The organism is Neorhizobium huautlense, from assembly GCF_002968575.1.
Classification (GTDB): Bacteria; Pseudomonadota; Alphaproteobacteria; order Rhizobiales; family Rhizobiaceae; genus Neorhizobium; species Neorhizobium huautlense.
In genome coordinates this window covers 378,574-403,118 of record NZ_PVBM01000001.1, presented here as the reverse complement: position 1 = coordinate 403,118, position 24,545 = coordinate 378,574, and the positions used below count along the sequence as shown (strand labels likewise).

General features: G+C 60.9%; 30 protein-coding genes. 17 read left to right on the top strand and 13 right to left on the bottom strand.

Annotated elements, in window-relative coordinates; genetic code table 11:
* Nucleotides 1–12 precede the first annotated feature (12 nt).
* Complete coding sequence (locus tag C5L12_RS01930; protein ID WP_105370307.1) at nt 13–1,026, bottom strand: AAA family ATPase; 1,014 nt, start codon at nt 1,024–1,026, stop codon at nt 13–15.
* 194 nt (nt 1,027–1,220) lie between these two features.
* Here C5L12_RS01930 and C5L12_RS01925 point away from each other — a divergent pair, with 194 nt between their 5' ends.
* The 3 genes from C5L12_RS01925 to C5L12_RS01915 are packed head-to-tail and all read left to right on the top strand — an operon-like array spanning nt 1,221 to nt 3,735.
* Nucleotides 1,221–1,844: a DUF1285 domain-containing protein gene (locus C5L12_RS01925; RefSeq protein ID WP_105370306.1), complete on the top strand. Its 624-nt coding sequence runs from the start codon at nt 1,221–1,223 to the stop codon at nt 1,842–1,844.
* Nucleotides 1,841–2,476, top strand: coding sequence for a CoA pyrophosphatase (locus C5L12_RS01920; RefSeq protein ID WP_105370305.1), 636 nt, complete (start codon nt 1,841–1,843; stop codon nt 2,474–2,476). Before C5L12_RS01925 ends, C5L12_RS01920 begins: the two co-directional genes overlap by 4 nt.
* A complete protein-coding gene (locus C5L12_RS01915; protein WP_105370304.1) occupies nt 2,473–3,735 on the top strand; it encodes a CCA tRNA nucleotidyltransferase in 1,263 nt (420 codons plus the stop codon). Before C5L12_RS01920 ends, C5L12_RS01915 begins: the two co-directional genes overlap by 4 nt.
* Nucleotides 3,736–3,753: 18 nt before the next feature.
* On the opposite strand, the gene C5L12_RS01910 is transcribed toward C5L12_RS01915, so the two are convergent.
* The 3 genes from C5L12_RS01910 to hemF all read right to left on the bottom strand — a co-directional run bounded on the left by C5L12_RS01910 (nt 3,754) and on the right by hemF (nt 5,339).
* Nucleotides 3,754–3,945: a DUF1059 domain-containing protein gene (locus tag C5L12_RS01910; RefSeq protein ID WP_105370303.1), complete on the bottom strand. Its 192-nt coding sequence runs from the start codon at nt 3,943–3,945 to the stop codon at nt 3,754–3,756.
* A 93-nt stretch (nt 3,946–4,038) separates the two neighbouring features.
* A complete protein-coding gene (locus C5L12_RS01905; RefSeq protein WP_157948976.1) occupies nt 4,039–4,311 on the bottom strand; it encodes a hypothetical protein in 273 nt (90 codons plus the stop codon).
* A 113-nt stretch (nt 4,312–4,424) separates the two neighbouring features.
* Nucleotides 4,425–5,339: an oxygen-dependent coproporphyrinogen oxidase gene (gene hemF, locus C5L12_RS01900; RefSeq protein WP_105370371.1), complete on the bottom strand. Its 915-nt coding sequence runs from the start codon at nt 5,337–5,339 to the stop codon at nt 4,425–4,427.
* Nucleotides 5,340–5,511: 172 nt separating this feature from the next.
* Here hemF and C5L12_RS01895 point away from each other — a divergent pair, with 172 nt between their 5' ends.
* Nucleotides 5,512–5,769 (top strand): hypothetical protein, encoded by a 258-nt coding sequence (locus tag C5L12_RS01895; RefSeq protein WP_105370301.1) that lies wholly within the window; start codon nt 5,512–5,514, stop codon nt 5,767–5,769.
* 21 nt (nt 5,770–5,790) lie between these two features.
* Here the strand turns inward: C5L12_RS01895 and C5L12_RS01890 are convergent, their stop codons facing one another.
* Together C5L12_RS01890 and C5L12_RS01885 are read right to left on the bottom strand one after the other, a co-directional pair.
* The gene (locus C5L12_RS01890) at nt 5,791–7,002 is read right to left on the bottom strand and encodes a hypothetical protein (protein WP_157948975.1); all 1,212 of its coding nucleotides are present in this window, start codon (nt 7,000–7,002) and stop codon (nt 5,791–5,793) included.
* 110 nt (nt 7,003–7,112) lie between these two features.
* Nucleotides 7,113–7,550: a hypothetical protein gene (locus tag C5L12_RS01885; protein ID WP_245422722.1), complete on the bottom strand. Its 438-nt coding sequence runs from the start codon at nt 7,548–7,550 to the stop codon at nt 7,113–7,115.
* A gap of 267 nt (nt 7,551–7,817) precedes the next feature.
* Between C5L12_RS01885 and C5L12_RS01880 the strand changes: the two genes are divergently transcribed.
* The 3 genes from C5L12_RS01880 to C5L12_RS01870 are packed head-to-tail and all read left to right on the top strand — an operon-like array spanning nt 7,818 to nt 9,061.
* A complete protein-coding gene (locus C5L12_RS01880; protein WP_105370299.1) occupies nt 7,818–8,132 on the top strand; it encodes an ArsR/SmtB family transcription factor in 315 nt (104 codons plus the stop codon).
* 1 nt (nt 8,133) lies between these two features.
* Nucleotides 8,134–8,598 (top strand): SRPBCC family protein, encoded by a 465-nt coding sequence (locus C5L12_RS01875; protein WP_105370298.1) that lies wholly within the window; start codon nt 8,134–8,136, stop codon nt 8,596–8,598.
* Between the two features lie 46 nt (nt 8,599–8,644).
* On the top strand, nt 8,645–9,061 hold the full coding sequence (locus tag C5L12_RS01870) for a GFA family protein (protein WP_105370297.1): 417 nt from the start codon (nt 8,645–8,647) through the stop codon (nt 9,059–9,061).
* Nucleotides 9,062–9,143: 82 nt separating this feature from the next.
* Here the strand turns inward: C5L12_RS01870 and soxR are convergent, their stop codons facing one another.
* Nucleotides 9,144–9,638 carry a redox-sensitive transcriptional activator SoxR gene (gene soxR / locus C5L12_RS01865; protein WP_105370296.1) on the bottom strand — a complete coding sequence of 165 codons (495 nt, stop codon included), beginning with the start codon at nt 9,636–9,638 and terminating at the stop codon, nt 9,144–9,146.
* Between the two features lie 78 nt (nt 9,639–9,716).
* Between soxR and C5L12_RS01860 the strand changes: the two genes are divergently transcribed.
* Nucleotides 9,717–9,914 (top strand): hypothetical protein, encoded by a 198-nt coding sequence (locus C5L12_RS01860; protein WP_105370295.1) that lies wholly within the window; start codon nt 9,717–9,719, stop codon nt 9,912–9,914.
* A gap of 11 nt (nt 9,915–9,925) precedes the next feature.
* Here C5L12_RS01860 and C5L12_RS01855 read toward each other — a convergent pair whose 3' ends face one another.
* Entirely contained in the window at nt 9,926–11,578 is a 1,653-nt protein-coding gene (locus C5L12_RS01855) for a Na/Pi cotransporter family protein (RefSeq protein ID WP_105370294.1), read from the bottom strand.
* A 139-nt stretch (nt 11,579–11,717) separates the two neighbouring features.
* Nucleotides 11,718–12,179, bottom strand: a complete 462-nt coding sequence (locus tag C5L12_RS01850; RefSeq protein ID WP_105370293.1) for a tRNA (cytidine(34)-2'-O)-methyltransferase — start codon at nt 12,177–12,179, stop codon at nt 11,718–11,720.
* Between the two features lie 383 nt (nt 12,180–12,562).
* Between C5L12_RS01850 and C5L12_RS01845 the strand changes: the two genes are divergently transcribed.
* Together C5L12_RS01845 and C5L12_RS01840 are read left to right on the top strand one after the other, a co-directional pair.
* Nucleotides 12,563–14,416 (top strand): ABC transporter ATP-binding protein, encoded by a 1,854-nt coding sequence (locus tag C5L12_RS01845; protein WP_105370292.1) that lies wholly within the window; start codon nt 12,563–12,565, stop codon nt 14,414–14,416.
* Between the two features lie 113 nt (nt 14,417–14,529).
* Nucleotides 14,530–16,392, top strand: a complete 1,863-nt coding sequence (locus C5L12_RS01840; protein ID WP_170109035.1) for an ABC transporter ATP-binding protein — start codon at nt 14,530–14,532, stop codon at nt 16,390–16,392.
* Between the two features lie 3 nt (nt 16,393–16,395).
* Here the strand turns inward: C5L12_RS01840 and C5L12_RS01835 are convergent, their stop codons facing one another.
* Nucleotides 16,396–17,340 carry an endonuclease/exonuclease/phosphatase family protein gene (locus C5L12_RS01835; RefSeq protein WP_105370290.1) on the bottom strand — a complete coding sequence of 315 codons (945 nt, stop codon included), beginning with the start codon at nt 17,338–17,340 and terminating at the stop codon, nt 16,396–16,398.
* Nucleotides 17,341–17,734: 394 nt separating this feature from the next.
* Between C5L12_RS01835 and petA the strand changes: the two genes are divergently transcribed.
* The 4 genes from petA (at nt 17,735) to C5L12_RS01815 (ending at nt 21,213) form a co-directional block, all read left to right on the top strand.
* Nucleotides 17,735–18,313 (top strand): ubiquinol-cytochrome c reductase iron-sulfur subunit, encoded by a 579-nt coding sequence (gene petA / locus C5L12_RS01830; RefSeq protein ID WP_105370289.1) that lies wholly within the window; start codon nt 17,735–17,737, stop codon nt 18,311–18,313.
* A 14-nt stretch (nt 18,314–18,327) separates the two neighbouring features.
* Complete coding sequence (locus C5L12_RS01825; RefSeq protein ID WP_105370288.1) at nt 18,328–19,650, top strand: cytochrome b; 1,323 nt, start codon at nt 18,328–18,330, stop codon at nt 19,648–19,650.
* A 28-nt stretch (nt 19,651–19,678) separates the two neighbouring features.
* The gene (locus C5L12_RS01820; protein ID WP_105370287.1) at nt 19,679–20,563 is read left to right on the top strand and encodes a cytochrome c1; all 885 of its coding nucleotides are present in this window, start codon (nt 19,679–19,681) and stop codon (nt 20,561–20,563) included.
* Nucleotides 20,564–20,676: 113 nt separating this feature from the next.
* Complete coding sequence (locus C5L12_RS01815; protein WP_105370369.1) at nt 20,677–21,213, top strand: adenine phosphoribosyltransferase; 537 nt, start codon at nt 20,677–20,679, stop codon at nt 21,211–21,213.
* Nucleotides 21,214–21,238: 25 nt separating this feature from the next.
* Here C5L12_RS01815 and C5L12_RS01810 read toward each other — a convergent pair whose 3' ends face one another.
* The 3 genes from C5L12_RS01810 to ychF are packed head-to-tail and all read right to left on the bottom strand — an operon-like array spanning nt 21,239 to nt 23,298.
* The gene (locus C5L12_RS01810) at nt 21,239–21,706 is read right to left on the bottom strand and encodes a MaoC family dehydratase (RefSeq protein ID WP_105370286.1); all 468 of its coding nucleotides are present in this window, start codon (nt 21,704–21,706) and stop codon (nt 21,239–21,241) included.
* Entirely contained in the window at nt 21,703–22,173 is a 471-nt protein-coding gene (locus tag C5L12_RS01805; protein ID WP_105370285.1) for a MaoC family dehydratase, read from the bottom strand. Before C5L12_RS01805 ends, C5L12_RS01810 begins: the two co-directional genes overlap by 4 nt.
* A 21-nt stretch (nt 22,174–22,194) precedes the next feature.
* Nucleotides 22,195–23,298: a redox-regulated ATPase YchF gene (gene ychF, locus C5L12_RS01800; RefSeq protein WP_105370284.1), complete on the bottom strand. Its 1,104-nt coding sequence runs from the start codon at nt 23,296–23,298 to the stop codon at nt 22,195–22,197.
* A 161-nt stretch (nt 23,299–23,459) separates the two neighbouring features.
* On the opposite strand from ychF, the gene C5L12_RS01795 reads away from it, so the two are divergent.
* The 3 genes from C5L12_RS01795 (at nt 23,460) to clpS (ending at nt 24,545) form a co-directional block, all read left to right on the top strand.
* Nucleotides 23,460–23,750 (top strand): AbrB/MazE/SpoVT family DNA-binding domain-containing protein, encoded by a 291-nt coding sequence (locus C5L12_RS01795; protein WP_105370283.1) that lies wholly within the window; start codon nt 23,460–23,462, stop codon nt 23,748–23,750.
* Nucleotides 23,737–24,141 (top strand): type II toxin-antitoxin system VapC family toxin, encoded by a 405-nt coding sequence (locus tag C5L12_RS01790; protein WP_105370282.1) that lies wholly within the window; start codon nt 23,737–23,739, stop codon nt 24,139–24,141. Before C5L12_RS01795 ends, C5L12_RS01790 begins: the two co-directional genes overlap by 14 nt.
* A 95-nt stretch (nt 24,142–24,236) precedes the next feature.
* On the top strand, nt 24,237–24,545 hold the full coding sequence (clpS, locus tag C5L12_RS01785; protein ID WP_105370281.1) for an ATP-dependent Clp protease adapter ClpS: 309 nt from the start codon (nt 24,237–24,239) through the stop codon (nt 24,543–24,545).

Here is a 24,545-nt window from a genome sequence, read left to right as displayed (position 1 = left end):
ACCCGACGGAGGCTATCCGCGCGCCTGCTTCACTAGGCCGCCGATCACGTCGCGTACCGACATGCCTTCTGCTCGCGCCGCGAAGGTGAGCGCCATGCGGTGCTCGAGGACGGGTTCGGCGAGTGCATAGACGTCGTCCAGCGAAGGCGCCAGCCGCCCTTCGTAGAGGGCGCGGGCACGGGCGGTCAGCATTAACGACTGCCCGGCGCGCGGGCCCGGACCCCAGGCGACATGCTTGTCGGTCGAGGCATTGCCGTGTCCGGGGCGTGCGGAGCGAACCAGCGACAGGATCGCATCCACGACCTTGTCGCTTACCGGCATCTGACGGATGAGCACCTGGATCTCCTGCAGGCGGGCAGAATCGATGATGCCCCGCGGCTTTGCTTCCGAAAGCCCAGTGGTTTCGAGCAGGATCTGCCGTTCGGCGGCAAGTTCGGGATAAAGCACGTCGACCTGCAGCAGGAAACGGTCGAGCTGTGCTTCCGGCAGCGGATAAGTGCCTTCCTGCTCCAGCGGATTCTGCGTCGCGAGCACGTGGAAGGGGGCGGGCAGATCATATCGCTGGCCCGCCACCGTGATATGATATTCCTGCATGGACTGCAGTAGCGCCGACTGGGTGCGCGGCGAGGCGCGGTTGATCTCGTCAGCCATCAGGAGCTGGGCAAAGACCGGACCCTTGACGAAGCGGAAGGAACGGCGTCCGGCATCGTCGGTATCCATCACTTCCGAGCCGAGGATATCCGACGGCATAAGGTCCGGTGTGAACTGGATGCGGTTGGAGTGGAGACCGAGGACCGCGCCAAGGGTGCTGACCAGCTTGGTCTTGGCGAGGCCCGGCACGCCGACCAGCAGCGCATGGCCGCCGGAAAGCACCGCAAGCAGCGTATTTTCGACCACCTTTTCCTGCCCGAAGATCACCTTGGCGACTTCGGCGCGGATAGCGGCGATATCGGCAAGCGCATTTTCGGCGGCCGCGATGATGGCTTTTTCGTCCAGGACTGCTTCGGTGGAATTCATCATGCCCATGTCGTTCTCCATCATCCGGAACCGGCAGGCTCAGCCGGGTGGTCGTCGGCCGGCGGCGAATCGCTGCGGTGCAGCGCAGACCTCATCTGATCAAACTTATTACCCGAAACATGGCTGACAAGCTCGTTTCGAATGACTATCTCGTGAGGAACATTTGCTTCAGTGATTGATTACGGTTCAACCGGGACTGAAAGATGGCAGCGCAGACGATAAATTCCGCATCCGATGCGGCGGGGCTCGCCGCCCTGATTTCGCGCGCCTCGGAACAGAAGGGGGCGGAAAAAACCGGTCTGCCGCCGGTGGAGAAGTGGAATCCGCCTTTTTGCGGCGATATCGACATGGAGATCCGTGCCGATGGCACCTGGTATTACATGGGAACTCCGATCGGCCGGGCGCCGCTCGTCAGGCTCTTCTCGACGGTTCTGCGCAAGGATGAGGACGGCAGAACCTATCTCGTAACACCTGTGGAAAAGGTCGGCATCCGGATCGCCGACGCGCCCTTCCTGGCGGTCGAGATGCAGGTCACGCTGCGTGAGGGCCGTCAGATCCTCACGTTCAGGACAAATGTCGGTGACGTGGTGGAGGCGGGTGCGGGACATCCGATCCGCTTCGCGATATCAGGCGATAATCGCGAACTCAAACCCTATCTGCTGGTGCGCGGCCGGCTGGAGGCATTGGTGTCGCGGGCGGTGATGTACGATCTCGTGGAGCTCGGCGAGCCCGTGGTGGTGGATGGCGTCGAAATGTTCTCCGTTCGGTCCGGCGGTCAGACTTTCCCCGTGATGCCGGCAGCAGAACTGGATGCCTTGGCGCGATGAATGGATTTGCTCCCTATTCCGCCGAGGATTTTCGTAGGCGGGCACTGAACCAGAATGGCGGTCCGGTGGATCATGCCTGGCGCGACCACGGCGACCACCTTCTCAATCCCGGACTGGTGGACTTCGCTTCTGGCCTGAAATTGAAAGATGCCGCCGTGCTTGTGCCTGTCGTAGACGATGGCGACGAGGCCAAGGTCATCCTTACGCAACGGACATCGACTCTACGGAAGCATTCAGGTCAGATTGCTTTTCCCGGCGGAGCGATCGACCCCGAAGATGTCTCGCCGGAACAGGCGGCGCTGCGCGAGGCGGAGGAGGAAATCGGTCTCGACCGGTCTTTCGTCGAGCCGCTTTCCCGCTTGCCGACCTATTATGCTGCGACGGGATTTCGAATCACGCCGGTGCTTTCGCTGGTCAGACGCGGCTTCGAGCTGAAACCAAATCCGACCGAGGTGGACGATGTCTTCGAAGTGCCGCTGTCGTTCCTCATGGACGAGGCGAACCATCAACGCGGCAGCCGCGTGTGGGATGGGCATGAGCGGCATTTCTATCTGATGCCCTATGAGGAGCGGAACATCTGGGGCATAACCGCCGGCATTCTGCGCACGCTTTACGAAAGGCTCTATGCATGACCTCGGTTGCCAACGAGGCCTGGTTCCAGGACCCGGCGCTGCAACGTGTGCTTAAGCTATTGAATGCCGATGGCGGCGAGGCTCGCGTTGCGGGCGGGGCGGTTCGTAATGCGCTGATGGGACTGCCGGTTGCCGATATCGACATCGCCACCACGCTTCTGCCGGAACAGGTCATGGAACGGGCGACGGAGGCCGGCATCAAGGCGGTGCCGACCGGGATCGATCACGGTACGGTAACGCTCATCGCCAACCACCATCCATTCGAGGTGACGACCCTGCGGCGCGACGTCGAGACCGATGGACGGCGCGCCAAGGTGGCGTTTGGTACCGGCTGGCAGGAAGACGCGGAAAGGCGCGACCTGACGATCAATGCGCTTTATGCCGACGTGAAGGGCGAGGTGATCGATCTTGTCGAGGGTCTGCCGGATATCGAAGCGCGGACCATCCGCTTTATCGGAGACCCCGCGCAAAGGATTGCCGAAGACCATCTGCGGATCCTGCGCTTCTTCCGCTTCTTTGCTCATTACGGTTCCGGGCGGCCGGATGCGGAAGGGCTGAGGGCCTGCGCCCGGGCGAAGGACAAGCTCTCGGCGCTTTCGGCGGAGCGGGTATGGGCCGAAACGAAAAAGCTGCTTTCCGCCGCCGATCCCTCCCGCGCATTGCTCTGGATGCGGCAGGTCGGCGTGCTGACGGAAATCCTTCCTGAAACGGAAAAATGGGGGATCGACAATATCCACCCTCTTGTCGCCACAGAGCAGGCACTGGGCTGGGTAGCCGATCCAATGCTGAGGCTCGCGGCAACCGTGCCTCCGGATGCGGAACGGCTGGAGGGGCTCGCAAAGCGTCTCAGGATGTCGAATGCCGAGGCAGCGAAGCTGACTGGCTGGGCCAGTGCTCCCATGCCGCCGGACGACATCACGGACGTGGTTTTCGACCGGCTGCTTTACCGCCACGGCACAGAAGGCGTCAAAATGCGGCTCAAGCTCGGCCTTTCCCTGGCGCGGGCAGGAGCGCAGGGCGACACGGCTGGGATGCGCAGATCAGCGCGTCTGTCGACGCTTCTTGAAAGGGCCGAGAGATATCAAAAGCCGATCTTCCCGTTTGGAGGCGCAGACGTCATTGCCGCCGGAGTGCCGTCGGGAAAACGTGTGGGCGAAATCCTCAATCAGTTGGAAGAGTTCTGGATCGAGCGCAATTTCAACCCCGACCGGGCAACGCTTGCCGCCCGGCTCGGCGAGATGATCCGCAAATCCCTCTAACGCTGATAGTTTACGGGATCAGGCCGCGGCGGCGCTATCGTCGTTGCGAATGCGCGCCTTGATGTTTTCGATCATGTTTTCGCGAATGGTTTCTTCGCCATGGGCCGTGCGCATGTGCTCCACGGCTCGGCGGACAACTTCGGCATCTTCCTCGGCGCGGGTGTGCCACTGGCAGCCCGGCACGAGAGTTCCGCATTCGAACAATCGCATGACGTCTCCTCCTGTTGCCGTCGGCGGGCGGAAAGAAATTCCTCCGTCTGCCCGCCTTAGAGCGATAACTCGGAACCCGTTCCGCCGTTCCCGCTAGTAATCACACAAGGCCCAGGCTTCGAAGACCGAAGCCTCCTGTGAGGTCCTGTGCCGGCCGGGTTGGTCATTGGCTGGCGCGGTCTCGTAAGCCTTGCCCGCAAGCTGACGCCTTACCTGTTCCACACAGAAGGCATGGGGCAGTTCGCCGCCGCTTTTCACCCGCATTTCTGTAGCGAGGCGTTCGATTATTTGGGGACTGTCGGTGGTTCGGAGCGCGTCCTTTGCATCGGACGCATTTGGCATTGGTATGCTAGTTGATGCAGTCATCGCATCCTCCTCCCGGTGCTACCGAAAGGGAAGCTAGCACAGCGCAGGAAATTTGAAATGACTTTTGTTAAGCTATAGCTAAAACGCCGCAGGTGACGCCGGACCAGGGCTTCTTACGGCCACCTGACTACCGGAGGAAGAGACGACAGGATGGATTCGACATTGCCGCCTGTCTTCAGACCAAAGATCGTGCCGCGGTCATAGAGCAGGTTGAATTCCACGTAACGGCCGCGGCGGATAAGCTGCTCGTCGCGGTCTTCTTCCGTCCATGGCTTGTTGAAATTGGACCGTACGATTTTCGGATAGGCCAGATTGAAGGCGCGTCCGACATCCTGAACGAAGGCGAAGTCGGCTGCCCAGCCGCCTTTTTCCTCGTCGGAATGCAGCCAATCGAAGAAAATGCCGCCGATGCCGCGTGGCTCGTTACGGTGCTTGAGGAAGAAATAGTCGTCACACCAGGCCTTGTAGCGGTCGTAGTCGGCCACAGCCGCATGGCGGGTGCAGGTGATTTCCATCACCCGGTGGAAGAGCGTGCTGTCGGGATCGGTCTGGGTGCGGCGGCGATCAAGCACCGGGGTGAGGTCGGCTCCGCCGCCGAACCAGTTGCTCGACGTCACCACCATCCGGGTGTTCATGTGGACCGTCGGCACATTGGGGTTGACCGGATGGGCGATCAGCGAAATTCCGGATGCCCAGAAGCGGGGGTCTTCCTCCGCACCTGGGATCTGGCTGCGGAAATCGGGCGAGAATTCGCCAAAGACGGTGGAGGTATGAACGCCGACCTTTTCGAAGACGCGGCCTTCCATCATCGACATCTTGCCGCCGCCGCCTGCGCCTTCGTCGCGCTGCCAGTCCTTCTTCTGGAAGCGTCCCGGCTCCTGATCGCAAAGCGGTCCGGTGAGCTCGTCCTCAAGCGATTCAAACGAGGCGCAGATGGTGTCGCGGAGGCTTTCGAACCACGCCCTGGCGACAGCCTTCTTCTCTTCGATATCCTCGGGCAAGCCCTTGGGCAGTTCCGGCCGTTCCATATCCAGTCCTCTCGCCATCTCCTTGGCGCGATTCGCATTTTTCCCGCTGGCCATTAGCATCTATAGCTTTCGCGGGCCATTCCATAGCTTGTCGCGGGTAGAAAATGAGACTCGCAAAGCGTGTCCACGACCATTATTCTAAACGTCAGACAGGTGCGGATGAGAGGCTCTCATGGCGAAATTCACACCACCGCCGCTCGACGGGCTGAGGCGCAGGATCCAACGCCACCGGCAGGAGAAAGCCGGCGAGCGCTCCGGAATGTTCGTCCGGGAAACCTTCCTGCTGTCGCGGGAGGAGGCGCGCGAAAAAGCCCGGCAGTGGTTCGATGAATTTCCCAAGGCCGCATACTGGACCGAGGTGGAAAGCTGGCGCCAGCTCGACGGCGACCGCATCGAATTCACGATGCGGCGGCTACCGAGCGCAGATTGAGCCGCGGAGAAATTTTCCGGATTACCTCGCCTTTGAACCTGGACGCTTGCCGGACCGCGGCGCCCGGCGCATTGGCGGATGCGGCGCGGGAGCGACCGCAACGACCGGTGTCGGGGAAGATTCCGGCTGAGCTGGAGATGTTTCCAGGGAAGGCTGTTCTTCGCCTTGCTCTTCGACCGATGGCGCAAATGGCGGCTCTTCAGGCGCCGGAACGGTCGATATGGCTGCTTGCACAGGTTCGGCTGGCGCGGCCTCCGGAGCGGTTGCAGCCGGCTGAGCCACTTCTTCGGGAGCTTCGGCGCGAGCCAGAATTTCGCGCAAGACTGCCGTTACCGGAAGATGGCTCGGAAGTTCCGTATTGGTGTGATGCCAGGCCTGGGGAACCACTTCATCATTGTGAATGAAGGTGCGGGAGTTGATCTCGCCGAACCAATCCCATCCTCCCATCACGTCCACCACATCCTTAAACAGGGGCGGCATGGCGATACGGGCGCTGAAGGTGACGATCTTGGCGTTCAGGGCAAGTTTTTCCGCAGCCGCTGCGTCCGTTTCCGCAAGGTCGTAAAGGGCCTCCGACAGAACCAGGTTTCCTTTGGAGTGACCGGTGAGCAGGCGGAAGGACAAGCGGGGATCTGCCAGCATTGCCCTGACAGTCTGCGTGTCGAGGCTGCGGCTTGCGAGTCGCTCGGGGTCGAGGCGCGGTGCGGCTCCAAATTTCGGCCGTCCGGAAAATTCGTCCAGAATTTCAAAGGTATGTCGGATCTGGTTAAGGTAGCCGAACAGGAAGTAGCCGCCCAGCGCCTCGGTTGCGACATCGGCGAGACCGTAACCCGAAACAACAACGGCCACCGGCCGCCCGGCAGCGTTGGCGATGTTGCGGGCGAAGGCGGCCGAACCGAGGGCGGAACTTCCCACACCCGCCACGGCGAGAATGTCGATCTTGTCTCCGCCCGCGATGATGAACTCGTCCAGCGTATCAAAAAGCTTCAGCAGAGGACCGTCCGAGGGCGGGACGATGAGGATCGCTCCTTCGGCAGCGAGGGAGTCACTGATGTAGAAAGCCTCTTCCGGCGTGATGGTCTTGATGTCGTAGAAAAGGGAATCCAGCGTTGTGTTGCGCCGCCGCAAGGTTTCAAGGGACAGATTGCGAAGCGGCGTGTTCTGCAGGCGCTCAGGCAGGCTGAGTATGCGCGCAAACTGCGTGATGTTGTGAGTGAATGCGGTAGGGAACATGATGGCCTCGTCGGGTAGACGTTCGTTCGTGGCGAGCATTCATGTTCGAAGCTTCTCATAAACATGCTGCACTGCCAACCGCATTTTCGCAGGTGCGACAGCAAGTCCGCTTATCGGGGATCTTCGTAGGTATAAAGAGCGCACATCTCCTCGCTGCTTTTCGGAGGCCTGTTGCCGGTGAAGACGGCGATAGCCGACAGGCCGTCGCCCGCCGCCCAGTTGGCGACATAGGTGACGTCACCGGCTCCGCAGAGCTGGTTGCCGTTTTCGAGCTCGGGGTCGGCAGGATCCTCCACGCGATAGACTGAAGCCGGTATGCGCCTGCCATCGACACGGAAATGATCGGCGACCAGGTCCGAGAAGGCGAGAGATTCTTCGTTTTCGAACGTGATGCTGAAATCGTCCAACCAGATGTCCCCGGTCACGCTCATCGCCGTATTACTTACCGCCGAGTAGTGATCCGCCTGCTGCGCGGTGGCGGGAGAGGTGGCGATCGCCGAAATCAGAACCGGCAAGCTCAGAAGCAGACGAGGAAAACGAGCAGGCATCCATGGACCTTTGCTGCGGGTGGCGTGGGAACCAGGCCGGTTTCGGGCGGGCTTGGCATGGCTGCCATTTAACAGGTGTTGGTTAAACCTGAACGAAGAAATTCAGGACTTTCTTCCGTAGGCAATCGAGCATCCCGGCGCGTCGTCGCGATACACCGGCCGCCCTCCCGGTAGGGCGCCAGTGACGAACGACGGGTCAAGGGGCAACTGTCATTTGACATGCAGGTATTTACCTGCATATTCTATCTTCATAGATGAGTGAGACCGATGGACACGGACAAGGTTTTTAAGGCGCTGGGCGACCCGACACGCAGAAAGCTGCTCGATCTTCTTTGCGAGAAGAACGGGCAGACGCTCGGCCAGCTTTGCGAGAACCTGGATATGGCCCGGCAATCTGCCACCCAGCACCTCGAGATATTGGAGGCGGCCAATCTGGTGAGCACGGTCAAGCGGGGCCGGGAAAAGCTGCATTTCATCAACCCCGTGCCCCTCTACGAGGTCTACGAGCGGTGGGTGCGCAAATTCGAACATCAGCGGCTCAGCCTGCTGCACGATCTGAAGAAGGAACTCGAAGGAGAGTGATATGACCAAAGAGACAACCAGCTTTGTTTACGTGACCTACATTCTCTCGACGCCCGAAAAGGTGTTCGAGGCCATAACGAAACCGGATGTCGCAAGGCGCTACTGGGGCCACGAGAACGTCTCCGACTGGAGGCCCGGATCGAAGTGGGAACATGTTCGCGCCAATGACGGGCGCAGTGTCGAACTCGTCGGCGAGGTCGTCGAGGTTTCACCGCCCACCCGTCTCGTCATCACCTGGGCGAACGCTTCGCAGGCCTCCGATCCGGCAAGCTACAGCCGGGTGACGTTTTCGATCGAGGAATACGACAACATGGTCCGGCTGACCGTCAGCCACGACGAGCTCGAAGCTGGTAGCGGGATGGCGAACGGCGTCATGCGCGGTTGGCCGGTCGTCCTTTCAAGCCTGAAATCCTTCCTGGAAACCGGGCAGGGGCTCGATGTTTTCGCCAAGCCGAAATCGGCATGAATTCCTTGCGGTGCCAATCAACAAGTCTGCCAGTGGGAGAATGACAATGACCAAGGCCTATATCGGCGGATGCGCGTGTGGCGCGATCCGCTATGAAACGAGCAGCCAACCCATCTTCGAGAACCATTGCCAATGTCGCGACTGCCAGAAGCGAAGCGGCACCGGGCACGGATCCTATCTGACCTTCCCCCGGCGCGCCGATGTGACGATTACCGGCGAAGCGAACACGTGGCGGGTGACGAGCGATAGCGGCAACGAAAAGATCCACGCCTTCTGCCCGACCTGCGGAACGCCGGTCTACCTGACATTTCCCGCAATGCCGGATCCGATTGCGATCTCCGCGGGGAGCCTCGACAACCCGGCCGCATTTAATCCGCAAGCCGTCACATACGGCATCCGGGGCCATGCGTGGGACACGATCGATGCCTCGCTGCACAGATTCGAGAAAATGCCGCCCCGATAACTCCGCCGCAACTGTTGACAATGTCGGTCAGTTCGACCCGGAGGTGCCAAGCAGCGGGAGCGGGCTACGGGTCCTGAATCTGCTATCCGGCGTGATCTTCCTCGGCGCCGGACAGTGTTTCGATGTCCAGAAGGATCGGCCCGGGCCCGGTCTCGCCGAGGACGTCGTGGGGATTGCGGAGCGGACAGTCCTGCATGGAGAGACAACCGCAGCCGATGCAACCGCTCAGTTGATCTCTCAACGCCGTAAGGCCGGCGATCCGCTCGTCAAGCTGGCGTTTCCAGGTCTCCGACAGCTTTTGCCAATCCTTGGCAGTGAGGGGGCGGTCGTGGGGCAACACGGAGAGGGCATCGCGGATTTCGGCCAGCGGCACGCCCGTCTTCTGGGCAACCTTGATGATGGCAACCCGCCGCAATATCGACCGCGGATAGCGCCGCTGATTGCCGCGATTGCGGCGGCTCTGGATTAGGCCCTTCTCCTCATAGAAATGGAGCGTCGAGACGGCAACGCCGCTTCTGCGGGCCACGTCTCCGACGGAAAGCTCGAGCTGGATCCGTTCATCGAAATTTTTCTGCATTGCAACCCTTGACCTCAATATTACTTGAGGTTCTATAGCAGGTGCTCTGGTGAAACAAAACCCAGGGAGCGTCGTCTGATGAAGACAGAAACTGCCGGCAGCCTGTCTGCCAATCCGCATTTTTCCCGCAATGCCACCCTGCTTTCGGTCAGCACCTTGACCTTCATGTCCGGGGCGACGATTTCCGCCTCGCTTCCTGGTATTGCCGCACGGTTCTCCGGCGTGCCGAATGTGGAACCGCTCAGGGAGGCGAGGGCCGAAGGAGGCCGCTCATGACCTCGCACGGCTCAGTTGCGCGGTTCGGCGAGGCGAAGGCGGCTTTCGACCAGCATGCCGCTGTCGTCGAGGATCGGATGGGCGACGGACACGATATGGGCGTTGATACGTTTGAGATCGCGCAGCAGATCGAGATGCAGCGAGCTCGTCTGGAGGCTTTCCATCCTGCCATCGCGAAGACGCTCCAGGTGGCGCTCCGCCGATCGTTTCTCGAGGCGGCGGACATCGACCTTGATCTCCATCAGCTGGCGGGCGAGGTTGAAGTCGCCCGTCACGAAGATGGTCTGGGCGGCGCGCAGATTGTCGATGGTCAGATTGAAGAGGCTTTCAAGTTCCTGGTAGCCGTCGTCGGAGAATTTCAGGCCATTCGAGACCTTCTTGCGCACCTGCTCGCAGAGGCCCTTTTCGATGATGTCGCCGATATGCTCGAGGTTGATGGCATAGTCGATGATGGCGATCGAACGGCGCGCGCTCTCGGCATCGAGGCCCTGACGGCCGAGCTTCGACAGGTAGATCTTTACCTCTTGCTGAAGGCTGTCGACACGCTGCTCCAACGCGGCAATCTCCGCAAGCGGCGCAAGGTCGTTGTGCTTGAAGGCATTTTGCGCACGGATCAGCATCCGTTCGATCGCGTCGCCCACGCCCAGCACCTCGCGGGTGGCGTTGGCGAGCGCCATGACGGGATTTCCGAGCGCCTGGGGGTCAAGGAAGCGCGGTTCGCTTTCGACTTCCGGATCCGCCGCGACGAGGCGGGCGGTGATGTCGGATAAAAGCCTTGAAAAAGGCCAGGCGACAAGCGCCAGAAGGATGTTGAAGGCAAGATGCGCGTCAACGGGCAGTTTCGCGGGCGAGAGCGGCAGCGATTGCATGATTTCCGCGCCGAAGCCCGCGAGCGGCAGCGCGATGGCGCAGCCGATGCCCCGGACGATCAGGTTGCCGAGCGTGATGCGCCGGGCAGGGGCCGGCCCGGAGAGTGTGGCGACCACCGGCGGAATGGCGCCGCCGAGATTGGCGCCGAGGACCAGCACGATGATCAGGCCCGTCGACAGGATTCCCGTCGAGGCGAGCGACAGGATGAGCACGATGGCCGCCAGACTGGACGAGGAGACGAAGGCAAGTGCCGCAGAGACGACAAGTGCAACCGGCCAGGCGTTGTCGAGGAGGCCGATGAACGCGCCGAGCGCCGGCGACTGGCGCATCGGTTCGGTCGCGAGGCCGAGCAGCTGCAGCGACAGCAGCATCAGGCCGACTCCGATCAGCGCCGTGCCGGCGCCTTGCCGCGTACCCGAGCGCGCCCGATGGAGAACGAGGCCGATGAGAATGATGAGCGGCGAAAGCCATTCGATGCCGGTAGCGACGAGCCAGGCCGTGACGGCAGTGCCGACATTGGCGCCGAGCAAAACGATCTGCGCCATGCGCGGGCGGATCAGGTTGCGGTCCGCGAAGGAGGCGACGGTGAGCGCGGTTGCGGTGGAGCTCTGGAGCGCGATGGTCGCGATCAGGCCGGACACGAAAGATCGCCAGCCGCTGCGGGTGCCCGTGGCAAGCCCGGCGCGGAGACGGGTGCCGAAAGCTCTCGTCACACCATGCTTCACCTGCCCAAGGCCGAACAGCAACAGCGAGACGGCGCCGAGGAGGTTGATGATGACGATCGTCGATTCCATGCGGATGCTCCTTGGTCCCCGACGGCCGGCGACGGCGCAAACAGGCGGGAATTATAGGTTGCCGGCTAATGAATATAGGCCGGCTGCACACCTGTGCACAGTGCCGTTCGCGACAGTATATGGCTATATTGGTGTAGGATTAGTTCCAGCTGGTTTGACGGAGCGCCTCGCCGGCGATCATCGCCGCCGACATGGCGACATTGATGGAGCGCTGGCCCTCGACCATGGGGATCAGGATACGCGCTTCAGCCGCCTCGTGCACGTGATCGGGCACGCCGGCGCTTTCGCGGCCGAAGAGAAGAATGTCGTCCGCCCGGAATTCAAAACGTGTATAGGGCAGGGCGGCCTTGGTGGAGGCAAGCACGAGGCGGCGGCCATTCTCCTTTCGCCATTCGTCGAAACGCTGCCAGTTGACGTGGCGCTCGAGAGCGACGCTTGCCAAATAGTCCATGCCGGCCCGCTTGAGATTGCGGTCGGAGATGTCGAAGCCGGCGGGCTCGATGACATCGACGCCGAGCCCCAGGCAGGCGGCGAGCCTGAGGATCGTACCGGTATTCCCGGCGATATCGGGCTGGTAAAGGGCGATGCGGAGCGTGGTCATTTCCGGTGCTTACGGGAAACCGGCAACAGGACACAAGTGTTTTCAGTACCCGGCATAGCTGTGACGATCGGGCAACATGAAAGCTGCGGAGGTAATGTTTGCGTCGATTTACCCTTTCCAAATTGTCGTGGACGGGATAGAAGGAACCTGCATTTCAACGCCAGCCGACGGAGGCCTACATGGATATGACCGTGCTCTCGCGCCTCCGCTGCCAGAACATTATTCGTCTGGCCTAGGCGTTTCGCGGTTTCACGCAAACTTTCCCATCTTTGATTCGTTCCGTGGCCGGCACAAGGCCGCGCTATCTTAAATTTCGCCGTCCGCCGCTGGTCTCTACCACGTCCACGGGAGAACGACGGCAGTCCGACTTACGGAGCTTTTTCATGTTCTCGTGGTTCGAACGGCGCATCAATCCCTATCCGGATGAGACGCCTACCTTGCCGCCTTCCGGCCTGCTGGCCTTCTTGTGGCATTATACCAAGCCGGTATGGCCATGGGTCGTGATCATGTCGATCTGCACGATGCTGATCGCGATCGGCGAAGTGATGCTCTTCCAGTTCCTCGGCGACATTGTCGACTGGCTGTCGAACGCCGATCGGGCGACCTTTCTTCAGAGGGAAGGGACGAAGCTCGTCTTCATGGCCTTCGTTGTCCTGATCGCGCTGCCGCTGATTGCCGGGTTCAATTCGCTGATCATGCACCAGATCCTGATGGGCAACTTCCCGATGATCGCCCGCTGGCAGATGCATCGCTTCCTGCTCCGGCACTCGATGACGTTTTTCGCCAACGAGTTCGCCGGCCGGGTGTCGACCAAGGTGATGCAGACCTCTCTCGCGATCCGCGAAACGGTGATGAAGGTGCTCGACGTCTTCGTCTATGTCGTCACCTATTTCGTGTCGATGGTGGCGGTGGTGGCGTCGGCCGACCTGCGCCTGGCCGCACCTCTGGTGTTGTGGATCATTGTTTATTCGCTGACGGTCGCCTATTACGTGCCGCGCCTGCGCAAGATCTCGTCCGAACAGGCCGATGCACGATCGATGATGACCGGCCGCGTGGTGGACAGCTATACCAATATCGCGACGGTGAAGCTGTTTTCGCACGCCGGTCGCGAGGAAGCCTATGCGCGCGATGCGATGGACGTCTTCCTCAAGACCGTTCACGCGCAGATGCGCAAGGTGACCGGCTTCCAGGCGCTGGTCTACTTCTACAACTGTGCGGCGCTGTTCGTCGTTGGAAGCCTGTCGATCTGGTTCTGGCTGGACAGCGCCATTTCGATCGGAGCCATCGCGATCGCCATCGGCCTCGCCATGCGCATCAACGGCATGTCGCAATGGGTGATGTGGGAGGTTTCCGCGCTCTTCGAAAACATCGGCACCGTCTATGACGGCATGTCGATGATGACGAAACCGCATGATGTTGTCGACCAGCGCGAGGCGACCGGGCTTGCCGCGAAGAAGGGTCATATCCGCTACGACAATGTCCGGTTCCACTACGGCAAGGGCAAGGGTGTCATCGATGGCCTGACGCTGGATATTCCGGCGGGGCAGAAGGTGGGCCTCGTCGGTCGCTCGGGCGCCGGCAAGACGACGCTGATGAACCTCCTTCTTCGGTTCTACGATCTGGAAGGGGGGCGCATCACGGTCGACGGTCAGGATATCTCCGCTGTCACCCAGGACAGCCTGCGCTCGCTGATCGGCGTGGTGACGCAGGATACCTCGCTGCTGCATCGCTCGATCCGCGACAACATCGCCTATGGCAAGCCGGATGCCAGCGATGCGGATATCATCGAGGCAGCAAAGCGGGCGAATGCCTGGGAGTTCATCGAGGGACTTTCCGACATGCAGGGGCGCCAGGGGCTCGAAGCGCATGTGGGCGAGCGGGGCGTGAAGCTCTCGGGCGGCCAGCGGCAGCGGATCGCGATCGCCCGCGTGTTCCTGAAGGATGCGCCGATCCTGGTGCTCGACGAGGCGACCTCGGCGCTTGACTCCGAAGTCGAGGCGGCGATCCAGGAAAACCTCTTTGCGCTGATGCAGGGAAAGACGGTAATCGCGATCGCACACCGGCTCTCGACCTTGACGGAAATGGACCGGCTGATCGTACTCGACCGCGGCCGGATCGTGCAGGCCGGGACGCATCAGGAACTGGTCGCTTCCGGCGGGATCTATGCCGACCTCTGGAACCGCCAGTCCGGCGGCTTCCTCGGCGATCACGCGCTCGAAGACGAGGCGGCGGAGTAATCCGCCGTCTCTTCCATCATTCTCCTTCCCTCGTGGCCGAAGTTACCAAAATGTAAGCCGGTCATCGGTCCATTCTCCTTTGCCGGAGAGGGGAATCCGCCTATATCGGGGTGATGTTGAAAACGGTCTTCCACACTTTCGAAAACTGGATCAAGCCGTTCGAGAGGCGGGACGACCTGAAGCCGCCTGCCGGTCTGGTCAGCTTCATCTGGTTCTACGTGCGGCAGGCCAAGCTTCCCTTCTTCGCCATGCTGGTGCTCGGCGGTCTCGCCGCGGGCGTCGAAGCGGCGATGTTCTGGTATGTGGGCCGGCTGGTCGATATCCTCGATACGGCCAAACCCGCGGACGGCTGGGCCGGGCTCTTTGCTGAACATGGGACAGAGCTGGTCCTCATGGCGCTGGTCGTTTTCATCGGCCGCTTCCTGATCGGCCTGTTCACCGCGCTGGTCGATCAGCAGATCATCACGCCCGGTTTCTACAACCTGGTGCGCTGGCAGTCGTATATCCATGTTTCCCGCCAGTCTCTGAGCTTCTTCCAGAACGATTTTTCCGGCCGGATCGTCACCAAGGTCTGGTCGGCGGGGCAGGCGACGGGGGACGTGCTGACGTCCTTCATGGAAAGCGTCTGGTTCGTCGGTATCTATTCGGTCTCGACGATTGCCCTGGTGGCGCAACTGGACTGGCGGCTGGCTGTCGTCGTGGTCGCATGGCTTTTGATCTTTGCCGTGCTTGCAAGATATTTCGTGCCGCGCATCCGCGAGCACTCCAAGGCATCGGCAGAGGCCGGTTCGATGATCAGCGGGAGGATGGTGGACGCCTATTCCAATATCCAGACGCTTCGTCTCTTCGGCCGCGACGAAGCGAACGACCGCTACATGCGGTCGGGGTTCGAGACTTTCCAGGAGACGATCATCGCTTTTACGCGCCTGCTCACCAGCGTGCGAGCCTCGATGGCTTTCCTCTCCGGCACGATGATCGTCACCATGGCCGCGATGAGCGTGCATCTCTGGCTGTCGGGGCTGATCAGCTCCGGCGCCGTCGCCTTCACGCTGGCGCTGATGCTGCGGCTGAACTTTCTCCTCGGCCGATTGATGACGCAGCTGAACAGTATCATGCGCAATATCGGCACGATCCAGAATTCCGCGGAACTGATCTCGAAGCCGATCGGGCTCATGGATGCGCCCGATGCGGTGCCGCTTGTCGTTACGCGTCCGGAAATCCGATTTGAGAATGTCAGCTTCCATTACGGGAAGGGAAGAGGCGTCATCGACAACCTGTCGCTGACCATCCGACCGGGAGAAAAGATCGGCATTGTTGGACGCTCGGGCGCCGGCAAGTCGACGCTCGTCAACCTGCTGCTGCGCTTCTACGACCTCGAAGGCGGGCGCATCCTCATCGACGGCCAGGATATTGCCAAGGCGACCCAGGAATCGCTGAGAGCGCAAATCGGCATGGTGACGCAGGACACTTCGCTGCTGCACCGGTCGATCCGTGACAATATCCTGTTCGGCCGGCCGGATGCGACGGAGGAGCAGCTTGTCGAGGCGGCGCGAAAGGCGGAGGCTGACGCGTTCATCGCAGCGCTGGAGGATCAGCGCGGCCGCAAGGGTTTCGATGCGCATGTGGGCGAACGGGGCGTCAAGCTTTCGGGCGGTCAGCGGCAGCGGGTTGCCATTGCCAGGGTGATGCTGAAGGACGCGCCGATCCTGGTTCTGGACGAGGCCACCTCGGCGCTCGATTCCGAGGTCGAAGCCGCCATCCAGTCCAATCTCCAGCGGCTCATGCACGGCAGGACGGTCATGGCGATCGCCCACCGGCTCTCTACGATCGCGGCGCTCGACCGGCTGATCGTCATGGACCAGGGACGGATCATCGAAGATGGTTCGCACGGCCAGCTCATCGGCCGCGGCGGCCTCTATGCCGAGCTCTGGGCACGGCAATCGGGGGGCTTTCTGGCGGCGGATGCGGCCCAATAGGGTTCAGGGCGCGGCGCCGGTAATGGCGATCTCGGCCATCAATCCGTAGTGGTTCGACCCGTGGGCGTTGGCAAGCCGCGTTAACGACTTTATCTTCAAGGGCGGCCGCGCATAGACGTGGTCGATGGGGACGCCGAAGACGCCCGCGCGAATGGGCCAGGTCGCCGGCTCCCATTCCACCGTCTTGAGCCCGGTCAGGCGCAGGAAACGCCGCATGTTCGGCGCGAGGCTCGACGCGTTGAAATCGCCCGACACCAGGAGTGGGCCTTCCGCTTCCGAAATCGCCAAAGCCGCCCGGATCAGTTCCTGTGAGTGAAAGTTGTCGAAATAGGGTTTCGTCGTGTGGATTCCGACGAGATTGATGGTTCGGCCGGCAACAGTGACCTTTGCGAGAATGAAGCGCGAGGGGAAGATGTCGCTGAGGCTGCGCACGATCGGCGTTTCGATCGGTGTCTTGGATAGCATCAGCTGATCGCAGAGCGGAATGATGACGCCGCAGCCCACGCGGTAGGGATATGTCTTCGCCAGTTCATCAAGGTGAACGCGCAGCGGAGCCGCCTCCATAATGTTGACGAGATCGGCGCCCGATCCCGCAATGGCGCGGACGATGTCCCCAGCGTTTTCGTAGTTGTCGTTGAGGATGTTGAAAGAGAGGAGACGGACGGTCGGCGCTTGGGCCTCCTCCGCGGACGGCACTGCGGCAAACTCCCGGCCCATCAGCACCGCGTGGCCGGTAAAAAGAAGTGAGGCGGCAAACAGCAACCAGACGAAGAAGTGCCGCTTCACCGCCAGGGCAAGGATCATGGCGAGGACGCACAGCGCCGCTGCATGCAGCTGCAGGCTGTAAAGCGTTGCCAATATCCAGTGAGGATGGACGTAGCGGGTGCCGATTGCGGCAAGAACAAGCGACACGATGACGCAGATGGCAACCGATAATGCTTGTCTCATTCAGGTCCGTCCGCAGCGGCCGCCTTTCGCCGTGCGGTTCGCCTATCATGCGCTCCGGTCTGTTGCAATGCGGTGGGCTCGAAAGCGGTTAACGGTCGGCCCGGCGATTTTCGAACGAGCGCCATGAAAAACCGAGATTTTCGGGAGGCGCGGGATCGGTCCATTCTCGTGTCTGGGAGGCTTGTAGCGACCGCGTTACTAGAGCGCCGCAACCGTTCAGTTTTCCCGCGACAAACTGGCCCGCAGCACTTGCCAAGACTGGACATATTTTGCGATCAAGCATAGAACGCGCCGAATTGCCGGGGAATCTATGTTCGAATTGTGTTCAACCGAGATTCGCCTGGGACGGGAGCAATGCGGTTTTCGCGAATTGCGTGAGAAGGAAGATTGAGCCGTGAGCGAGCACGAGACACATAGCGAAACACTGGGCGAGCCTACGCGCCGTGATTTCCTTTACCTGACGACCGGCATGGCCGGCGTAGTCGGCGCGGTATCGGTCGCTTGGCCTTTCATCGATCAGATGCGTCCGGATGCCTCGACGTTGGCGCTGGCTTCGATCGAGGTGAATGTCGGAGCGCTCGAGCCGGGCATGTCTCTGACCGTCAAATGGCGCGGCAAGCCGGTCTTCATCCGCAACCGTACGCCGAAGGAAGTGGAAGAGGCGAATGCCGTTGCCTTGGCTGACCTGAAGGATCCTGTCGCCCGCAATGCCAACCTTCCGGCCGATGCAGAAGCGACGGCAGTTGATCGTTCGGCTGGCGAAGGCAAGGAAAACTGGATCGTCATGATCGGCTCCTGCACCCATCTCGGTTGCGTTCCGCTCGGCCAGGCCGGCGATTTCGGCGGATGGTTCTGTCCCTGCCACGGCTCGCACTACGATACGGCGGGCCGTATCCGCAAAGGTCCGGCGCCGGAGAACCTTGCCATTCCGACTTTCACGTTTACGTCCGACACAGTGATCCAGATCGGGTGAGGGGATAAATACTTATGAGCGGTCATTCCACATACCAGCCATCGACCGGCATCGAAAAGTGGATCGATTCGCGGCTTCCGCTGCCGCGCATGATCCATGACAGTTTCGTTTCCTACCCCGTTCCCCGCAATCTCAATTACGCATACACCTTCGGCGCCATGCTGTCGGTCATGCTGATCGTGCAGATCCTGACGGGCGTTGTGCTTGCCATGCATTATGCCGCTGCGACCGGCGTCGCCTTCGACAGCGTCGAAAAGATCATGCGCGATGTGAACCACGGCTGGCTGTTGCGCTATATGCACGCCAACGGCGCGTCGTTCTTCTTCATCGCGGTCTATCTGCATATCGCCCGTGGCCTCTACTACGGCTCTTACAAGGCGCCGCGCGAAATCCTCTGGATTCTCGGCGTCGTCATCTACCTCCTGATGATGGCGACCGGCTTCATGGGCTATGTGCTTCCGTGGGGTCAGATGTCCTTCTGGGGCGCAACCGTCATTACCGGCTTCTTCTCGGCCTTTCCGCTGGTCGGCGAGTGGATCCAGCAGTTCCTGCTCGGCGGTTTCGCCGTCGATCAGCCGACGCTCAACCGCTTCTTCTCGCTGCATTACCTGCTGCCTTTCATGATTGCCGGCGTCGTCGTCCTGCACGTCTGGGCGTTGCATGTCACCGGCCAGACGAACCCGACCGGCGTCGAAGTGAAGACCAAGACGGATACCGTGGCCTTCACCCCATATGCGACGCTCAAGGATGCGCTCGGCGTATCGGTCTTCCTGATCGTCTATGCCTGGTTCATCTTCTACATGCCGAACTATCTCGGTCATCCGGACAACTACATTCCGGCTGACCCGTTGAAGACGCCTGCTCACATCGTTCCGGAATGGTACTACCTGCCGTTCTACGCGATGCTGCGCGCCATCACTTTCAATGTTGGCCCGATCGACTCCAAGCTCGGCGGCGTTCTGGTGATGTTCGGCTCGATCATCATCCTATTCTTCCTGCCCTGGCTCGATACGTCGAAGGTCCGCTCCGCCGTCTACCGCCCTTGGTACAAGCTGTTTTTCTGGCTCTTCGTGGTCGATGCGATCATGCTCGGCTGGCTCGGCGCCATGCCGGCAGAAGGCGGCGGTCTGCTGGCGCTCCTGTTCAAGGGCGAACTTGCGGGCAACTACGTCGGTTATTCCCAGCTCGGCACGCTCTACTACTTCGGCTTCTTCCTGGTCATCATGCCGTTGCTCGGCCTGTTCGAGACGCCGCGGCGCATTCCAAACTCCATCACGGAAGCTGTTCTCGAAAAGAACGGTAAATCCGCCGCAGCCGCTGCCACAGCCCGCGCCTGACAGTACGCGACCGAGAGGGATTAAAAAAATGAAAAAGCTTGTTGCAAGCCTCGTGTCGCTGGCCTTTCTGGCAGGGTTCGGCGCTGCTTCGGCGGTCGCGCAGGACGATCACGCTGCAGCACCTGCCGGCGGAGAGCACGCGGAAGGCGGCACGCCGCATTATCCGATCCAGCATCCGAAGCAGGTTGACTGGAGCTTTGCCGGTCCGTTCGGCCACTATGACAGGGGCCAGCTTCAGCGCGGCCTGAAGGTCTATACCGAGGTCTGTTCCGCCTGCCATTCCATGAAGCTGGTGTCCTTCCGCACGCTGGAAGACCTCGGTTATTCGGAAGCGCAGGTTAAAGCCTTCGCGGCGAACTACGAGGTTCAGGACGGCCCGAACGACGATGGCGAGATGTTTGCGCGCAAGGCCGTGCCGTCGGACTATTTCCCGTCGCCGTTCCCGAACGTGCAGGCCGCAGCCGCTGCCAACAACGGTGCGGCGCCTCCGGATTTCTCGCTGATCGCCAAGGCGCGCGGCGTCACCCGCGGCTTCCCGCAATTCGTCTTTGATATCTTCAGGCAGTATCAGGAAGGCGGACCGGACTATATTTATTCGCTGCTCACCGGTTATCAGGAGCCGCCTGCCGGTATGGAAGTCCCGGAAGGCACGCACTACAATCCTTATTTCGTTGCGTCCGCATCTCTTGCCATGGCTCCGCCGCTTAGCGCGGATCAGGTGACCTATGACGATGGGGCTCCGCAGACGGTCGATCAGTATGCCAAGGACGTTTCTGCCTTCCTGATGTGGGCTGCAGAGCCGCATCTGGAAGAGCGCAAGCGCACCGGCTTCATGGTTATGGTCTTCCTGGTGATCTTCACCGGCCTGATCTACCTGACGAAGAAGTCGGTCTACGCCAACAAGGAACACTGAGGCTTTCGTCTCGCATGAAAAAGCCGGCAGCGATGCCGGCTTTTTTGTTGGGAGAGGATTGCCGACTTGATTGGCTAGCCTCCTGCCATCTGCCATTTTTCTCTCGGGGTCTCATGTCCAAATCCGATCTCTCCGCCGCAATCCGTTCTATCCGGGACTATCCGAAGCCTGGCATCATCTTTCGCGACATCACCACGCTGCTCGGCGACGCGGTCGCCTTCCGGCAGGCTGTGGACGAATTGGTGCGGCCTTACGTGGGGCTGGGCGTTGACAAGATCGCCGGCATCGAGGCGCGGGGCTTTATCCTCGGCGGCGCGCTCGCGCACCAGCTCTCGGCTGGCTTCGTGCCGATCCGCAAGAAAGGCAAACTTCCGCATGACACGGTGCGCATCGCCTACAGCCTGGAATATGGCGTCGACGAAATGGAGATGCATGCGGACGCGGTGAAGCCCGGCGAGAAGGTGATCCTGACGGACGACCTGATTGCGACCGGCGGCACTGCCGAGGGCGCTGTGAAGCTGCTGCGGCAGCTGGGCGCGGAGATCGTCTCGGCCTGCTTCGTGATCGACCTGCCGGACCTCGGCGGCCGCAAGAAGCTCGAAGCGCTCGGCGTCGAGGTCAGGACATTGGTGGAGTTCGCAGGCCATTAGGGAGGAGGGCGAACGCCAGCCCGGCCTACGCAAACTCGAGAACAGTGCCTTCGTAGCGCATCACCACGTCGCCGTGCTGGTTCACGCCGTCGTTGATGGTTATGTTGATAAAGGTGCCGGAGCGCGAGGTGAGAGGGCGGCTTTCGGTGAGCTGGACGGAATAGGTGATAGTGTCGCCCGCATAAACCGGCTTCAGCCACTGAAGCTTCTTGAATCCGGCGGAGGGACCGAGCTTCGGAGCGATGAGACCTTCGCTCTCAAGGCGCGCGACCTCTTTCGTCCAATAGGCAATGTAGGTCTTCATCCAGCCGGCGCAGGTGTGCCAGCCGGAGGCGCAAAGGGCGCCGAAGACATAGTCCTTCGCCGCTTCCGCATCCACGTGAAAGGGCTGCGGATCGAACTTTTTCGCGAAACGGATGATATCCTCGGTGGTGAAAAGCAGGGTGCCGGTGACCACTTTGCGGCCCGGCGGGGAGAGTTCGATCAGCCTCATGCGGCGTCCTCGCGGGCCGCGCGCAAGCGCATCATGATGGGGTTTTCCCCGCGCATGACGATCTCGCCACGCTGGTTCTCCACCTGATGAAGGAACCTCACGAGGCCAATACCGGGGCGCGAGCGCAGGGGGCGAGACTCCAGAACGGTGGACCTGCCGGAAAGCGTATCGCCGGCAAGCACCGGCTTCTTCCATTCCATGAATTCGATGCCGGGAGAGCCTTCAGACGAGGAACGCGACAGCCAGCCGTCGAACATCATCCGCATGAATACACTGGCCGTATGCCAGCCGGAGGCCGATAGCCCGCCGAGAATGCTGGCCCTGCCGGCTTCCTCCGACAGGTGCATGGGCTGCGGATCGAACTCCCCGGCGAATTCGATGATTTCGCCGGCCGTCACCAGTTTCGACGCGAGGGGAAAAACCCGCCCGGCCGTAAAGTCCTCGAAATAGAATTCGTTTCCCGCCATGAGGCCCTCCCGCCCTCGATATCAGGTGTTGAAGCGGAAGTGGATGACGTCGCCGTCATTGACGACATATTCCTTGCCTTCGTCACGCCCCTTGCCGGCTTCCTTGGCCCCGACTTCACCCTTGAAGTTGATGTAATCGTCGTAGGAGATCGTGAACGCACGGATGAAGCCGCGTTCGAAGTCGGTGTGGATGACGCCGGCGGCTTGCGGCGCCTTGGTGCCGCGCACGATCGTCCAGGCGCGTGTTTCCTTGGGGCCGACGGTGAAATAGGTGATCAGGTCCAGCAGATGGTAACCGGCGCGGATCAGCCGGTCCAGGCCTGCTTCTTCAAGCCCGAGCGCGGAGAGAAATTCCTTGGCCTCCTCTTCCGGAAGTTGCGCCACTTCGGACTCGATCGCGGCCGAGATGACGACGCATTCGGCGCCCTGTTCCTTGGCCATCGCCGCGACGGCCTCGGTGTGCTTGTTGCCGGTCGATGCATCGGCCTCCGCGACGTTGCAGACGTAGAGAACCGGGTGCGAGGTCAGAAGGTTGAGGCCCTTCAGGATCTCGATCTCTTCGGGCGCCAGCGTCTTCAAAAGCAGCCGGGCCGGCTTGCCGTCGTTCAGGAGCTTGATCACCGCTTCCATCACCGGCAGCTGCGCGATCGAATCCTTGTCCTTGCCGGTCGCCCGCTTGCGGGTCTGCTCGACACGGCGTTCCAGGCTTTCCAGATCGGCGAGCATTAGCTCGGTCTCGATGGTGTCGGCGTCACCGACCGGATCGATGCGGCCTTCGACATGGGTGATGTCGTCGTCCTCGAAGCAGCGCAGCACATGCACGACCGCGTCGACTTCGCGGATGTTGGCCAGGAACTTGTTGCCGAGGCCTTCACCCTTCGACGCGCCGCGCACCAGGCCGGCGATATCCACGAAGGAGATGCGCGTCGGGATGATTTCCTTGGAGCCGGCGATTGCCGCAAGCTTCTGCATGCGGGGATCGGGAACGGCCACTTCGCCCGTGTTCGGTTCGATCGTGCAGAAGGGATAATTGGCGGCCTGCGCTGCCGCCGTCTTGGTGAGTGCGTTGAAGAGGGTGGACTTGCCGACATTCGGCAGGCCCACGATACCGCATTTAAAACCCATGGGTCCGGACCCTATATCGCTAGAAATTTCGTTGCTGTGGCTATGGGGGAAACTGTCCTGACGGTCAAGGCTTGGTCGGGACACTGCAAGGCGAAAGGGCCAGAGCGGTTGCCTTGCGGGCAGGGCCATTTGATCTTATTTTAACGGAGAAGGAGTCGGCAATGACCGTTTTCACAGTGACGAAAGAGGGCGAGGTAACGCTCACTCAGGATGTCCTGAAGCGTCTCGGGATGCGGCCGGGCGACCAGGTTGCCGTGGTGGAACGCGCCGACGGAACGCTCGAACTGTCAGCCCTGAAAACCACCGGTAAGGATGTCGTCAAAGATAAGAAGACAGGCGGACTCGAAGCATTTTTCGGAAGCCTCAAGAATAAGCACAACGTTCACTTGACCATCGAGGAAATCAACGAAGAGATCGCGAAGGCCTGGGCGGGCGAAAATGATCATCGCTGATACGAACCTGCTCCTACGGGCGGTGCTCGATGACGATGTATGGCAGTCCCACCTGGCAAGACGTTATCTTGCCGAGCTTGATGCAATCGCGTTGCCGCTCCCGGCGATTTGCGAATTTGTCTGGGTCCTTTCGCGAAGCTATAAGCTTGATGCACCCGATATAGCATTGTCACTGCGTAAGCTTGTCGATGATCCAAGGATCTCCTGCAATCGCGACGCCGTTGAGGCCGGCCTCGCCTTTCTTGATGCCGGCGGAGATTTCGCTGACGGCGTGATCGAATTCGAAGGTCGACGAGTAGGTGGTGATACGTTTGTGAGTTTCGACAAGCGTGCGGTCGCTATCATCCGCGCAAAAGGCCGCGACTGCCTGTTGCTTTCCGATGCAGGCTGACCTGCCGTTCACCAACCGGTTGCTTGAAATATGGCGGTTGCGGTGCGATATAGCCGGCATGTCTCCCGATAGGATTGCATCGTCAGGAGAGGCCGATGGCCGAGGACACTACCCTAAAACCGAAAACGACCACAAAGCCCAAAGTCGAGCGGCCGAAGCTCTACAAGGTGATACTCGTCAATGACGACTATACGCCGCGCGAATTCGTCATCATGGTGCTGAAGGCCGTCTTCCGCATGAGCGAGGAGACCGGTTATCGGGTCATGTTGACGGCGCATCGCATGGGCACATGCGTGGTCGTGGTCTGCGCCAAGGATATCGCCGAGACCAAAGCCAAGGAGGCCGTGGATCTCGCCAAGGATGCGGGTTATCCGCTGATGTTCACGACGGAACCCGAGGAATAG